A 13,322-nucleotide genomic window follows, 5' to 3' on the forward strand; every position below is an offset into this window, starting at 1 on the left:
CATGGCGCAGCTTTTGATTGTCTACCATTCGCGCACCGGCGGGTCGCGGCAGATGGCCGAGGCGGCGGCTGAGGCTGCGCGGGCTGAGGCCGAGGTTGTTCTGAATTCCGCCGATCAGGCCGGGCCAGACGATCTGTTGGCGGCAGATGGCTATATCTTTTGCGCGCCCGAGAATCTGGCGGCGATATCCGGGGTGATGAAGGATTTCTTTGATCGCAGCTATTACCTGGTGCTGGGCCGGATCGAAGGTCGCCCCTATGCGCAGATGATATGCGCCGGGTCCGACGGTGAAAACGCCGCCCGTCAAACGGCCCGCATTGCGACGGGTTGGCGGTTAAAAGAAGTGCAACCGCCCCTTATCATCTGCACCCACGCGCAGACGCCCGAGGCGATTCTGGCCCAGAAAACCATTCACGCTGATCAGCTGGAACACTGCCGCGAATTGGGGTTGGCTATGGCCGCCGGGTTGGAGATGGGCGTGTTCTAAATTTAGTTAAGGGTGAAAACAAAAGTCTCTTTGGCCCAACCGTCTGCATTAGTGCGGGCCTGAATCTGCACTTGCGTGGTGCCGTCAGGGATTGCAACACCGCTGAGCGAGCGGGTAAACGGTTGTTCGTTCTCATGCGGGTGATGCAGGACACGCATCCCCAGTTCTTTTCCATCCATATCAAGCACACGCCACCCGTCAGCGTAGTCATCCCAACCCGTTTCGGGGTGCGAGACGGTGACGTCGAATCGCCATGTCTCACCGCTTTGTTTGGCGGTGACGTTTTCGATAACCGGGTCATCGGCAAGCGCCGGAGTGGCCAGAAGAGCAGTCAGAACAAGATATCTCATGATGTGAACCTAACCTTTCGAATGCAAACCGGCGATCACGATCTGGTGTTGAGCAGAACCGTGCGCGAATGCGACGCGAACTCGCGCCTGTACAACATCGCCAGTGTGACCAATGTTCCTAAGGTCAAAGCAATGGGGCCCAGAATCCATGCAACCGCCGCCAGTGCGAAATAGGTCGCCCTGAGGCCACGATTAAAGCTGCGCGCTGCGGTCACACAGATTTCTGCCGCCTGTGCAGCACGGGGATAAGCGGCGGGGTCATCGGGCTCGTTCGGGACAGCGGCCATCAGGACGGCACAATATCCAAACAAGCGATGCGCCCAAACGTATTTCAAGAACGCATTCGCCAGAAACAGCAGGATGGTTAATATCTTGACCTCCCATACCAGCGCCGGCGCGGTGCCAAGCGCGAGATCCTGCGCCAGACCCGACAGACGCTCGGTATTGCCCAGCAGAGCCAGCCCGCCGCCAATGGCAATCATAGTGGTTGAGGCAAAAAACGTGCTGCCTTGTCGCATCGTTCCCACCACCTGAGCGTCGAACATGCGCGGCTGACGCGTGACCATCTCTTTCATCCAGTCTCGGCGGTAGTCATCCATGATCATGCCGACAGAGGGTCTGCTGGGCGACGGGTTTTCGATCCGCCAACCGATCCAGAGCCACGCGCCAATGAGAAGGGCGATGCCGAAGAAATCCAGCGGTGAGAACGGCAATGATTGACTGATCCACGACATGGCTGTGACCCTACGTTCAACCGGAAAAACTTGCCAGAACGGAAAATTGGTAATATTATTTTACCAAACCGGAGGATCAGCCATGGAAATGCCCACGCCAAACCCCGACATCCTGCGCAGAAAGGATGCGGTGCTGCGCCGAATTCTGCAGGTGCTGCCCGAGGACGCGGTGATTCACGATCCGGCGGAAACGCGGGCCTATGAATGTGACGCGCTGACAGCTTATCGCTGCCCTCCGATGCTGGCTGTGCTGCCGTCCACGACTCAGGAGGTCTCGGACGTATTGCGTATCTGCAACGAAGAAGGCGTTCCGGTTGTGCCGCGAGGGTCTGGTACGTCGCTCGCGGGTGGGGCGTTGCCGACGGCGGATAGTGTCATTCTGGGCATTGCCCGTATGAACGACGTGCTGGAAACCGACTATGACAACCGCATCATCCGCGTACAGACCGGTCGCACCAACCTGAGCGTGACCGGAGCAGTGGAGGAGGACCACTTTTTCTACGCGCCCGATCCGTCGTCGCAACTGGCCTGTGCGATTGCGGGCAATATCGCCATGAACTCGGGCGGCGCGCATTGTCTGAAATACGGCGTGACCACGAACAACCTGCTGGGCGTCAAGATGGTGATGATGGATGGCAGTGTGGTCGAGATCGGTGGCGCGCATCTGGATGCGGGCGGGTTGGATCTGCTGGGGCTGATCTGCGGGTCCGAGGGGCAGCTGGGCGTGGTCACCGAGGCCACCCTACGCATCCTGCGCAAACCCGAAGGCGCGCGGCCCGTGCTGATGGGGTTCGATGACAATGAGGTTGCCGGGCAATGCGTCTCGGACATTATCAAGTCGGGCATTTTGCCCGTGGCGATCGAGTTCATGGATACGCTTTGCATCAAAGCCTGCGAGAATTTCGCGCATGCCGGCTATCCCGATTGCCATGCTTTGTTGATTGTCGAGGTCGAGGGCTCCGAGGCCGAAATCGACTATCAGCTTTCTAAAATCATCGAGATCGCCAAACGTCACAACCCCGTTGAGCTGCGTGAAAGCCAATCAGCTGAGGAGAGCGCCAAAATCTGGTTGGGCCGTAAGTCGGCCTTTGGCGCGATGGGGCAGATGAACGATTACATGTGTCTGGATGGTACGATCCCGGTTTCGGCCTTGCCGCAGGTTTTGCGCCGGATCGGAGAGTTGAGCGAAGACTATGGCCTGCCAGTTGGCAACGTATTCCACGCGGGCGATGGCAACATGCATCCATTGATCCTGTTTGATGCCAACAAGCCGGGCGATCTTGAGAAATGCGAGGCGTTTGGGGCGGATATCCTGAGGCTCTGCGTCGATGTGGGGGGATGCTTGACCGGCGAACATGGTGTGGGGATCGAAAAGCGGGATCTGATGTCCCATCAATACGCACCTGCTGATCTTGAGGCGCAGATGGCCGTCAAGGACGTGTTTGATCCGAACTGGTTGTTGAACCCGGCCAAGGTGTTTCCTTTGGATGTGTCTGAGGCGCACCGGATTGCTGCCGAGTAGGGGCGCGCTGCCCCTATCGCGGCTAGCCGCGATTCCCCCGAAGTATTTTTGAACAGAAGAAGTGTCATGAGACCTGAAACAGAGGCCGAACTGGCCGAAATAGTGGCCGGGCTGCAGGGCCCCGTGCGAATTGCCGGTGGTGGATCCCGCGGGATCGGTGGGCCAGAGATGACCATCGAAACCGGCGGGTTGAGCGGGATTACCCTGTATGAACCGGGCGCGCTGACAATAGTGGCGCAGGCCGGAACCCCGGTGGCCGAGATCGAGGCGGCGTTAGAGGCCGAAGGGCAGCAATTGGCGTTTGAGCCGATGGATCATCGAGGATTGCTGGGTACGAACGGTGAGCCAACGATTGGCGGTGTTGTGGCCGCCAATATCTCGGGCCCGCGCCGGATTCAGGCCGGGGCTTGCCGCGATTTCCTGCTGGGTGTGCGCTATGTCGATGGCCTGGGGCAGGTGGTCAAGAACGGTGGCCGCGTGATGAAGAACGTCACCGGATACGATCTGGTCAAACTGATGGGCGGGTCTTGGGGTACGTTGGGTATTCTGACGGAGGTGTCGTTCAAAGTGCTGCCCAAACCCGAGGCGACGGCAACCCTAGGCGTGCCGGTCAAGAATGCCTCTGACGCTGTAGCGGTTTTGTCGGCAGCGTTGAAATCTCCGTTCGAAGTAAGCGGGGCGGCCTATCATCCGCAGAAGGGCCAAGCGCTGTTGCGTCTCGAAGGGTTCGTCGATTCCGTTGCTTATCGAGTGGGCCAGTTGACGTCTGTCCTGTTGCAATTTGGTGATGTCGCCGAGGTTGAAGACACAGACCTGTGGCGCGCGATCCGGGATGCCTCGGCGTTTCAGGGTGCGGACGGGGATGTCTGGCGCATTTCCGTCAAACCTTCGGACGCGCCTGGAATTGCGGGCCGGCTGGACGCGGATCAAACGCTGTTTGATTGGGGCGGGGGGTTGATCTGGGCGCTGGTGCCGAAGGGCACGGACGTGCGCGCCCGCCTTGGTGTGTTTGATGGCCATGCAGCGTTGGTGCGGGCAGATGCCGCGACGATCGAAACCTTGGGGCGGTTTCAGCCCGAAAACACGGGCCTTGCGGTTTTGACACGAGGTATTCGCCAGCGGTTTGATCCGCGTGGTTTGTTCAATCCGGGACTGATGGGGTAAGCACATGCAAACGACGTTTACCGAAGAACAGCTTCAGGATCCGGGCATCAAGCGGTCCAATGAGATTCTGCGCAACTGCGTCCATTGCGGGTTTTGCACCGCGACCTGCCCCACATATCAAGTGCTGGGGGACGAGTTGGACAGCCCTCGAGGACGCATCTACCTGATCAAAGACATGCTGGAGAACGCGCGTGTCCCGGATGAGAAAACGGTCAAGCATATCGACCGCTGCTTGTCGTGTCTTGCCTGTATGACGACATGCCCTTCGGGCGTGCATTATATGCATCTGGTGGATCACGCGCGGGAATATATCGAACAAAACTACAAGCGCCCCCTGACCGACCGCATTTTGCGATGGGTTCTGGCGCAGATTCTGCCCTATCCGATGCGGTTCCGCTGGGCTTTGATCGGGGCCAAACTGGGTCGGCCATTCAAGTTCCTGATGCCGGATGCGCGGCTGCGCGCAATGTTGGATATGGCGCCGAAACGCATCCCTCCGGTTAGTCGCAATGATGATCCGCAGAGCTTTGCACCCATGGGTTCGCGCAAAAAACGCGTGGCGCTCATGACGGGCTGCGCGCAAAAGGCTCTGAATACGGATATCAACGACGCGACCATACGCCTGCTGACACGGCTGGGCTGCGAGGTTGTGGTGGCTGAAGGTGCGGGCTGCTGCGGAGCGCTGACTCATCACATGGGCAAGTCTGACGCCAGCCACAAAGCGGCTGCCGCCAATATTCGCGCATGGGTGGCCGAGATGGATAGCACAGGGCTGGATGCAATCGTCATCAATACATCGGGTTGCGGTACAACGGTCAAAGATTACGGTCACATGTTCCGCGACGATGCCCTAGCCGAAGATGCCGCGCGCGTTTCGGCGATTGCAATGGATATTAGCGAGTTGCTGATGCAACTGGATGTGCCGGAAGGTGACGACAAGGACATGACCGTAGCGTATCACGCGGCCTGTTCATTGCAGCACGGCCAGAAGATCAAGACATATCCGAAAGACCTGTTGAAGCGCGCCGGATTCAAAGTGGTTGAACCCGCCGATAGCCATCTGTGCTGCGGAAGTGCCGGGACATATAACCTGATGCAGCCCGAGATTTCGGGGCAACTCAAACAACGCAAGGTCCGGACGCTTGAGGCCAAAAAACCTGATGTGATCGCCGCAGGCAATATCGGATGCATGATGCAAATTGGCTCTGGCACCGGCATTCCTGTTTTGCACACGGTTGAGCTGTTGGATTGGGCAACAGGCGGTCCTGAACCGCGCGCATTGCAAGCAGGTGCCGGGGCAACGCCAGCCGTTCCGATGCTGCGGTGAACTGAGGGGTGACGACTGTGTTTCAACGCATTCACCAAACGCATCAAGTCGTGCCTTGCCCTAATTTCGCCGCACGCGCTGCCTAACGTCCTAAGCCGGGACGTATGACCGGAGACTTGCGTGCGACACTGGATCATTACCGTTGTTCTGGGCCTTTTGCCGCTGGTGGCATCGGCCAAGGACACAAAGCTGAAAAGCCTTGAGACCACCGATTCCGGGCGGGATTGGATGGCTGTGGGACGCCTGGATATCGACGGAACCGGATTTTGCACCGGCGCGCTGATTTCGCCGACTTTGGTGCTGACGGCTGCCCATTGCCTGTTCGACAAGGCGACGCGTCAGCGGATCGATCCATCCAAGATCGAGTTTCTGGCCGGTTGGCGTCGTGGCCATGCATCGGCCTATCGCGCGGCCCGTCAGGCGGTCATCCACCCGCGATACAATTACAGCAGCAAAGTGTCGGCGGAACGGGTTCAGCACGACGTTGCGCTGATTGAACTTTGGCAGCCAATCCGAAACACTTCGGTCATTCCATTCGAAACAGGATACCGACCCGCGCGCGGTGAAGACGTCGGCATTGTCTCGTATGCGCATGACCGGGCCGAGGCGCCTTCGCTGCAAGAGGTTTGCTCGGTCATGGAGCGACAATCGGGTGTTCTGATCATGTCCTGCGACGTGGATTTCGGAGCCTCTGGCGCGCCGATCTTTTCGTTCGAAGGGGAACGCCCGCGGATCGTATCGGTTGTTTCGGCCAAGGCCGAGTTGGAAGGGCAACGTGTGGCGTTGGGCACCGCGTTAGAGGAATCCCTGCAGCTGTTGCAGGCGGAGCTGTCTGAAGGCCGAGGGTTCGGTTTGTCCTCCAGCATTGGCAAAAACGTTGGCGCGAGGTTCATCAAGCCATGAACAAATCGTTTGTCAGCATCGTTGCCGGACTATGTTTGTTCGCCACCGCTTCGGCGGCGCAAATTGCCGAAAAGCGGCGCCTGACCGACCGCGACGACCTGTACGGATGGGAAGCTGTTGGGCGTCTTGATATCGGTGATCAGGGGTTTTGCACCGGTACGCTGATTGCAAAAGACATCGTGCTGACGGCGGCCCACTGCGCGCTGGACAAGGCGACTGGTAAACCGTTTGAGCCGGGTGAAGTGACCTTTCGCGCGGGCCTGAGCGACGGCAAGGCATTGGCCGATCGCAAGGTGATCCAGATCGCTTCGCATCCAGATTTTGTAGCGAACGCGCCGGTTTCGGCCCCGCGTGTGCGTATAGACGTCGCGCTCATGCGACTGGAAGAACCAATTCCTTATTCCGTCGCCGATCCATTTGCCCTTCACAGCGGTCGCGTGGCCGGAAATGAGATTAGTGTTGCCTCTTACGGGCGGGGACGTGCCGAGGCGATCACCCGACAGCGTACCTGCAAGATTCTGCAGCGCGGACAGGGGCTGATCAGTTTCAACTGCGATGTGACCTTTGGGTCCTCCGGTTCAGCAATTCTGGCAAAAAACGGGCCGCGTTGGCAGATTCTCTCGGTCGTGTCGGCAGTTGGGTATGACGGGCAGATCAAGGTCGGCTACGGAATGGAGTTGGCCGGAATTGTCTCGGACCTCAAGGCCATTCTACGTCGGGACGCACCCCGTCCAACCGCAACCGTCAGGCGGCTACAGCCGGGATCAGCCAAATCAAGCTCGGGCGCGAAATTCATCAGTTCGGGCGGGTCTTGAACTCGGTCAGATCGTTTCCCATGTGAAATGTACCGGATCGCCACACACGGGGTCCGGACAACATCACCGCCCGTCCGAACGGAGGGCACATTTCGTAAATCGCTCAACCATGAGGATACGACACATGCGTACTTTTGACTTTGCACCGCTGCACCGCGCCACCGTTGGTTTCGACCAGATCGCCGACATGATGGACCGCGTGCTGACCAATGACGTGGCCCAGCCCAGCTACCCGCCGTATAACATCGAAAAAACCGATGCCGACGCTTACCGCATCTCGGTCGCTGTCGCCGGATTTTCCGAAAACGACCTGTCGGTCGAAGTGAAAGAGAACTCTCTGGTCGTCGCCGGTAAGAAAGCGGCCGAGGACAAGGATCGCAGCTACCTGCACCGTGGCATCGCCACCCGCGCGTTCGAGCGCCGCTTTGCCTTGGCGGACCACGTCCGGGTCACCGGCGCAAGCCACGAAAACGGCATGCTGAACATCGAACTGAAGCGTGAGGTGCCTGAGGCCCTGAAACCGCGCCGGATCGAAATTTCGTCCGGCCAGGCCATCGAAAAGGATGTGGTCGACGCCAAAGCCGTGAACTAAGGCGGACGATCATTACGCCGCGATAATCGTTCCTCTCTGGGTTATCGCACCATACGCCCCGCGTTCCTCCAGACGCGGGGCGTTGTTCCCCGGATCAGCATCTGTTCTGCACTGAGGCCGAATATTCAGCGCGCTATCTGAATACCTGCGTTGCTTTGTTCGGGGCACTGCCGACATTCGCGAATTCGTCGGACTATCTTGGACAAAAACAAAAGCAACTTTGTACGAGTGAATGGAAGGAAACTGACATGAAGAAGCTAACGGTTTCTTGCTTGCTTGTTGGTGCGATGGCCTTGGCGGCCTGTGGTGCACCAACGACCCCAACTCAGGCTCAGGTACAGCATGATGCGCGTTGCGCTGCGGGTATTTTGGGTGGGGCCGCTGTCGGCGGAGTCGTCGGCAATCGCTTCGGAGGTGGTTCAGGCAATACACTTGCCACCGCGGCGGGCGCTGGACTGGGTATGTACGCCGGTCAGTCGGCCTGCCACTGAGGAAAACACCCAAGCTGAAACGTTAAGCGCCGCGCATGTACTGCGCGGCGCCAGTCTTTAGGGCGGCGTGATTCAGTTGCCAGCCGTCACCGATCCGATCGACCAGAACATCGTCTCGCCCGAGGCATCGTCGACGCCGTCATTGTCGGTCATCACAAACGCCTCGCCCGAGGGCAAGATGGCCAGACCTTCGATTTTGTCCAGAACGTAGCCGCCGGTAAGGGTCAAATCGGGCAGCAGGTCGCGGACCTCTTGCTTGCTGACCACAGGCAGGGTGCCGCCCAGCGGGGCCGGGGTCATCTCGGACAGCGGGATGCGGTAGACCTTCTTGGTCACAGCGCGGTGGTCATGCTGGTTGTCGCGTTCGATCACATAGACATGGTCACCGAAGGCCACGATTTCCGAAAGGCCGACCCAACCGGTTTCCGGATCTGCCTTTGGGTAGTGAACCGCACCCCATTCCTTGGTCTCAAGGTTGTAGGCCACCAGCTTCACGTGGTTTTCCGGGTCGTCCTTCCATTCACGCTGTACGGCCATCCACAGGGTGTCGCCGATCTTGGTGATCCCCTCGAAGCCAAAGCGTTTCTCGACCGCCATCAGCTCGGCAGGCAGGCCAATTTCGCCCTTGCGGTCCTTGACTAGACCGTCGGCCGAGACGTGGTAGATCGCGTGCGGGATCACACGATCGGTGCGCCCTTCTGAGGCAACATAGAAGCCGCCCTTGCCGTCCAGAGTGATGCCCTCCAGGTCCAGCTTTTGCGCCGGGTTGCCGTCCTGACGGTGGATGCGGATCACGTCCACAATGCGAGCGGGCTGCTGGCTGGGGTCGATTTTGAAGATCGAAGGCTGGAAGCCAAAAAAGCTGTCATTGACCGCATAGATCATGCCGTCCTCGTCAGCGACCAGACCGGACAGAGCGCCCCATCCGATCAGCTCATCCGCGCCTTCTGACGTCAGATGCGGGTAAGCGGCGGGTGCATCCTGATACTCGAAGATCGAAACATGCGCGCGCGGGCCGCCATCTTCGATCAGGTCTTTTTCATTGGCCGAGATCAGCAGGTTCCGCTCGGGGATCGCAACGTAGCCTTCCGGTCCAACGCCCGAGGGCAGCAGTTGTTTCAGAACCGGGTTCGCAGGGTCGGTGGCGTCATAGACCCCGACGACCGAGGCACGCTCGGCGCCAACAAAGATCATCGGTGTGCCGCCGAAGGTGGCTGCGGTCACGCTTTCGGGCTCAACCCCTTTGGCGTCCGAGCGTTTGTCGGGGTAGTGGCCGATTTGGATGATCGCTTTCTCGAAGTCGGTGCCGTTTTCATAAACAACGGTGCCGTCTTTGTTGAAGATCGTCCAGCCACGCGATCCGCCCTCATAGTCGCCTTCGTTGGCGGTGGCGAAGTGGTTGTCGTCGATCCATTTCACCGCATCCGGCTCGCGCAAGCGGCCCGGTTGGTTTTCGGTGAAGATCAGCGCGCCGCGCTCATCGGTGGCGTCGATGCCTTCCAGATCCACGCTGCCGGCCGAGAAATGGCTGATCACGGTGCCGTCTTTGGCAACAACCGCGATGTGGTTGTTTTCCTGCAGGGTGACGACGGTCTCACCAAGGCTGTTGATGTCCACGAACTCCGGCTCGGGGTCGGTCGGGGCAACCTCGGCCAGACCGGTCAGCGAGGCCATAGTCAGGCCCGAACAATCCAGTGCACCATCCTTCAGCGGCACCAAAGCCAGCGACCCGGCGGGCAATTGCGGGATGAGGCCATCGTTCAGATCCTCGTCACGCTCGTTCTCAATCGCCACAGCCACAAAGCTGCCATCGGGGGCGATGGCCACGCTGTCGGGCTGACCGCCCAGATCACAGGCACCGGTTTCGGCCTTGCCTGCGATATCAACCGATATCAGCTTGCCCGAAGGCGCTGTATAGCTTTCCGAGGTATTCACACCCACAAAGGCAGTCGCGCCAACGATCCCGACCGAGGTCGGCTCGCCGCCCACATCCATCGCTCCCAAGGGCGCTGGGTTTGCCGGGTCAGTAATATCAACCATACCGATCACGCCCAACGGGCTGTCGGTATAAACCAGCGTCATGCCATCAGCGGTGGCTGCGATGATCTCGGGCGACGTTTCGCGGGCAGTATCGGCCCCATCGGCCATGTTTTTCACGACCGGGAAGGACGCAATTCGATTGAAATTCATCTCTGCCGCAGCCTGACCGGCGGTCAGGGCAAGGGCAGACGTCAGGCAGACAATGCGCAATGACATCGGTGGATTTCCTCTTCTCATTTGGATGCAGGGGGCATGGACGCGGTGTGTTGCACCAACGTGACGATTTTGCTTCAGTTTCATGACAAACCGCGCCCGGCGTTGCAGCAAAACCGCGCAGCGCCAAATCCGCACTGCGCCCGGTCGTTGGCGCTATCTTTTACAGGATGAATTTGCGATTCTTCGAGGGAATTTCGCGCCCAAGGGGATGTAAATGGGCGTAACATTACCTATCTAATTGGGTGCATAACGAAAAAAGGGATAGCAGATGTCGAACCAGCAGTTTGATGCGTTGATTCAGGAAACTCAGGCCAAGGTGCGCGAAAGCCAGTCGCAGATCGAAGGGCTGACCTCGCGGATCGAGGCCGCCCGCGCCAAGATTGGCACGGCTGAAGCGAATATCGACATCGAAAATGCTACTCTGGAAGACGTGCACGCCCATACCGAGGTGATGAACGCCAACATCGCCGAACTGATCATGGGGTTGGACGACGTCACCAACGCGTTCTCCAAGGATTTCGACGAAATGCGCTCGAAAACCGGGTGGGAGAGCTTTGTGGGCGTTTTCTCGAAAGGCAAATCTGAGTCGATGCGGCAGGAACGTATGCGCACCGCCAATATCGACGACAAGCTGCAGGACCTGATCGCCAAATCGGACGTGATCGTAAAGCTGCTGGAAGGCCAGCTGTCGGTGCTGGAAGACCAGCGCGTGAAGGTCGAGGACAACCTGACCGTCACGCTGGACGACCGTGAGGCGACGGTGGCCGAACTAGAGGCGCTGCGCGTCGAGATTCAGGGTATGGACCCGACCATTATCACGCTGGAAAACAAGATCAGCGTCGAGCAGGACGCCGCCGCGCGCACGCAGCTGGAAACTGAACTGGCCGAGCTGAACAAGCAATACAACGCCAAGGTGCAGGAAGAGCAGGTCAAGCTGGCCAAATCCCAGACGTTGGAGCGCTATATCGAAAAGGGCAAGACCTGGGTCGACTCACTTCAGAACCAGGCGGCGACGCAGATGGTGTTGATCAACAAGTTGCAAACAGACACGCAACAGCGCGTGGTGCTGTATGACGCCCTGACCAAATCGTTGAAAACAGCGCAGCAGCAAGACGTGGCCCATCGCATCAACGAGATCGGCGTGCAGACCGACCAGGAGGCGCAGACGGCGATGGCCGCCATCGGCACCGCGACCAACCAGAAGATGGCCGACATGCTTGAGGCGCATGAGGACCACATGGTCTTTGCCCGCGACGTGCTGGAGAAAAAGGCCAAGGCAGATGAACGCTTTGCCCGCCGGTTTGCCTCGATTGTCGAGAAGCATGATAAGAATTTGTATGGGGGTTAAATTGCAGAGATTTCCTCTATTCGGGAGGATAGAACGTTGGCTCGATTGGTGGACCGATGTCGCACTCCTGTCAGCGATTCTTATTGGTGTCTATTATGCAGGTCTTTATGAATTTAGTCCGACCGGTTTCTTCGGTGCGATAGGCGGCGCGTTCGGTTCAATGGTAAGTATTGCGATCAAACTACTTCGTTCGAACAAAGAAGCGAATGACTAACCCCACCCAAGATCATGTCGGCCTGACCGACACCTTCGCCTCACGCCGCTATTTCCGCAAATTTGAGGTGATCACTGTCCACCTCCTGCGCGTGGCCGCGACGATGGAGGCTGAGGGCGCGATCAGCAAGCAAGAGGTGCGGATCGTGTCGCGCTACCTCTCGGGGTTGCTCTACACCTTTCGCGCGCTCAGTATGAAATACCTTCTGGTCGGGCGCGATACGGGGCGGTTTTTTGGCAGCCTTGCGATGGACAAGCGTGACAGCGGGTTTCCGGTGGCGGCTGAGTTGCTGACCATGGCCAATGACGCGCAACAGGCGCAGGTGCATCTGGCGAATATGCCCTCGGAGGATGACCTGAAAACCGACATGGTGCGGACGATCATTGGCGATCAGGAAATCCCCACCAAGCTGCAATTCGCGCTATCCCAAAGGCTCTACTACGAGGAATTGCTGAAAGGTCAGCTGTTCTGGGCCCGCAACGATCCCGAATGCCATTGGATCGGGAATGAGGGCGAGCGGCGCAAGTTCATGGTCCATTGGGCGGTCTATGACAGCCAGATCAACCTGCCAGTCATCTACTTGATGCAGCTTGAGGACAGCGGCAGAACGGCCCTGCCCAAGGACCAACGCCGCTGGCCCGAAGTGCAGGCGCATCTGATGGCGCAGTCCTTGGGCGGGTTGAAGCTGGTGACCATCGCCAAGGGCTTTGATCAGGATTTCGACGACCTGCACCCCAAACACCTGCGTCGCATCCATGTGGGGCCGATGTATTCCTCGGCCTATACCGAACAATCCGGCCCGCTGCGGCAGGTGCTTGAGGACGCGCAGGCGCCTCAGGGGCAGGACTGGGCGCTGGCCTGGACTACGGAAGAGCTGGAAAGCGAGGAGGTGATCGAGGAACGCGCTGGGTGGTTCTCGACCGTCGAACGCGAGGTCTTTGCGCTGGACCCGTTCGGCGGGCAGGGGGCCGAGACCGGAGCCACGCGGACGCAGCGCTCGATCATTCTGCCTCAGCGTCCGTTTCAGGTTCTGGCCGAACGCAACCCGCCGGGCTTTGCCGATGTACGCAAATTCGTGGTCAGCAAGACGGGGCAGGTGTTGCGCTATTAGATTTATTG

General features: G+C 58.9%; 13 protein-coding genes. 10 read left to right on the forward strand and 3 right to left on the reverse strand.

The features are described from left to right. Position 1: 1 nt before the first annotated feature. A complete protein-coding gene (locus ACR0CR_RS08875; RefSeq protein ID WP_480598268.1) occupies positions 2 to 487 on the forward strand; it encodes a flavodoxin family protein in 486 nt (161 codons plus the stop codon). Between the two features lie 2 nt (positions 488 to 489). Here the strand turns inward: ACR0CR_RS08875 and ACR0CR_RS08880 are convergent, their stop codons facing one another. Together ACR0CR_RS08880 and ACR0CR_RS08885 are read right to left on the reverse strand one after the other, a co-directional pair. Further along, a complete protein-coding gene (locus ACR0CR_RS08880) occupies positions 490 to 837 on the reverse strand; it encodes a hypothetical protein (RefSeq protein WP_480598269.1) in 348 nt (115 codons plus the stop codon). Positions 838 to 872: 35 nt separating this feature from the next. After that, a complete protein-coding gene (locus tag ACR0CR_RS08885) occupies positions 873 to 1,571 on the reverse strand; it encodes a DUF599 domain-containing protein (protein WP_480598270.1) in 699 nt (232 codons plus the stop codon). An 82-nt stretch (positions 1,572 to 1,653) separates the two neighbouring features. Here ACR0CR_RS08885 and ACR0CR_RS08890 point away from each other — a divergent pair, with 82 nt between their 5' ends. The 7 genes from ACR0CR_RS08890 (at position 1,654) to ACR0CR_RS08920 (ending at position 8,385) form a co-directional block, all read left to right on the forward strand. Continuing rightward, entirely contained in the window at positions 1,654 to 3,093 is a 1,440-nt protein-coding gene (locus ACR0CR_RS08890; protein WP_480598271.1) for an FAD-linked oxidase C-terminal domain-containing protein, read from the forward strand. A 66-nt stretch (positions 3,094 to 3,159) separates the two neighbouring features. Further along, positions 3,160 to 4,257 carry an FAD-binding protein gene (locus ACR0CR_RS08895; RefSeq protein WP_480598272.1) on the forward strand — a complete coding sequence of 366 codons (1,098 nt, stop codon included), beginning with the start codon at positions 3,160 to 3,162 and terminating at the stop codon, positions 4,255 to 4,257. Positions 4,258 to 4,261: 4 nt separating this feature from the next. Then, positions 4,262 to 5,584: a glycolate oxidase subunit GlcF gene (glcF, locus tag ACR0CR_RS08900; protein WP_480598273.1), complete on the forward strand. Its 1,323-nt coding sequence runs from the start codon at positions 4,262 to 4,264 to the stop codon at positions 5,582 to 5,584. Between the two features lie 120 nt (positions 5,585 to 5,704). Next, a complete protein-coding gene (locus ACR0CR_RS08905; RefSeq protein ID WP_480598274.1) occupies positions 5,705 to 6,487 on the forward strand; it encodes a trypsin-like serine peptidase in 783 nt (260 codons plus the stop codon). Continuing rightward, the gene (locus ACR0CR_RS08910; RefSeq protein ID WP_480598275.1) at positions 6,484 to 7,302 is read left to right on the forward strand and encodes a trypsin-like serine peptidase; all 819 of its coding nucleotides are present in this window, start codon (positions 6,484 to 6,486) and stop codon (positions 7,300 to 7,302) included. The genes ACR0CR_RS08905 and ACR0CR_RS08910 overlap by 4 nt, the downstream gene beginning before the upstream one ends. A 124-nt stretch (positions 7,303 to 7,426) precedes the next feature. Next, a complete protein-coding gene (locus tag ACR0CR_RS08915; RefSeq protein ID WP_480598276.1) occupies positions 7,427 to 7,894 on the forward strand; it encodes an Hsp20 family protein in 468 nt (155 codons plus the stop codon). A 248-nt stretch (positions 7,895 to 8,142) separates the two neighbouring features. Next, the gene (locus ACR0CR_RS08920) at positions 8,143 to 8,385 is read left to right on the forward strand and encodes a glycine zipper 2TM domain-containing protein (protein ID WP_480598277.1); all 243 of its coding nucleotides are present in this window, start codon (positions 8,143 to 8,145) and stop codon (positions 8,383 to 8,385) included. A 72-nt stretch (positions 8,386 to 8,457) separates the two neighbouring features. Here ACR0CR_RS08920 and ACR0CR_RS08925 read toward each other — a convergent pair whose 3' ends face one another. Beyond that, a complete protein-coding gene (locus ACR0CR_RS08925; protein WP_480598278.1) occupies positions 8,458 to 10,641 on the reverse strand; it encodes an esterase-like activity of phytase family protein in 2,184 nt (727 codons plus the stop codon). 268 nt (positions 10,642 to 10,909) lie between these two features. On the opposite strand from ACR0CR_RS08925, the gene ACR0CR_RS08930 reads away from it, so the two are divergent. Both ACR0CR_RS08930 and ACR0CR_RS08935 read left to right on the forward strand, forming a co-directional pair. Further along, the gene (locus ACR0CR_RS08930; RefSeq protein ID WP_480598279.1) at positions 10,910 to 11,989 is read left to right on the forward strand and encodes a hypothetical protein; all 1,080 of its coding nucleotides are present in this window, start codon (positions 10,910 to 10,912) and stop codon (positions 11,987 to 11,989) included. A 206-nt stretch (positions 11,990 to 12,195) separates the two neighbouring features. After that, entirely contained in the window at positions 12,196 to 13,314 is a 1,119-nt protein-coding gene (locus ACR0CR_RS08935; RefSeq protein ID WP_480598280.1) for a hypothetical protein, read from the forward strand. Positions 13,315 to 13,322 lie beyond the last annotated feature (8 nt).

Source organism: Ruegeria sp. AM2 (genome assembly GCF_056540685.1).

Coding starts and splice junctions, on each gene's coding strand:
- ACR0CR_RS08875 (WP_480598268.1), top strand. CDS start 2: ATGGCGCAGCTTTTGATTGTCTACCATTCGCGCACCGGCGGGTCGCGG.
- ACR0CR_RS08880 (WP_480598269.1), bottom strand. CDS start 837: ATGAGATATCTTGTTCTGACTGCTCTTCTGGCCACTCCGGCGCTTGCC.
- ACR0CR_RS08885 (WP_480598270.1), bottom strand. CDS start 1,571: ATGTCGTGGATCAGTCAATCATTGCCGTTCTCACCGCTGGATTTCTTC.
- ACR0CR_RS08890 (WP_480598271.1), top strand. CDS start 1,654: ATGGAAATGCCCACGCCAAACCCCGACATCCTGCGCAGAAAGGATGCG.
- ACR0CR_RS08895 (WP_480598272.1), top strand. CDS start 3,160: ATGAGACCTGAAACAGAGGCCGAACTGGCCGAAATAGTGGCCGGGCTG.
- glcF (WP_480598273.1), top strand. CDS start 4,262: ATGCAAACGACGTTTACCGAAGAACAGCTTCAGGATCCGGGCATCAAG.
- ACR0CR_RS08910 (WP_480598275.1), top strand. CDS start 6,484: ATGAACAAATCGTTTGTCAGCATCGTTGCCGGACTATGTTTGTTCGCC.
- ACR0CR_RS08915 (WP_480598276.1), top strand. CDS start 7,427: ATGCGTACTTTTGACTTTGCACCGCTGCACCGCGCCACCGTTGGTTTC.
- ACR0CR_RS08920 (WP_480598277.1), top strand. CDS start 8,143: ATGAAGAAGCTAACGGTTTCTTGCTTGCTTGTTGGTGCGATGGCCTTG.
- ACR0CR_RS08925 (WP_480598278.1), bottom strand. CDS start 10,641: ATGTCATTGCGCATTGTCTGCCTGACGTCTGCCCTTGCCCTGACCGCC.
- ACR0CR_RS08930 (WP_480598279.1), top strand. CDS start 10,910: ATGTCGAACCAGCAGTTTGATGCGTTGATTCAGGAAACTCAGGCCAAG.
- ACR0CR_RS08935 (WP_480598280.1), top strand. CDS start 12,196: ATGACTAACCCCACCCAAGATCATGTCGGCCTGACCGACACCTTCGCC.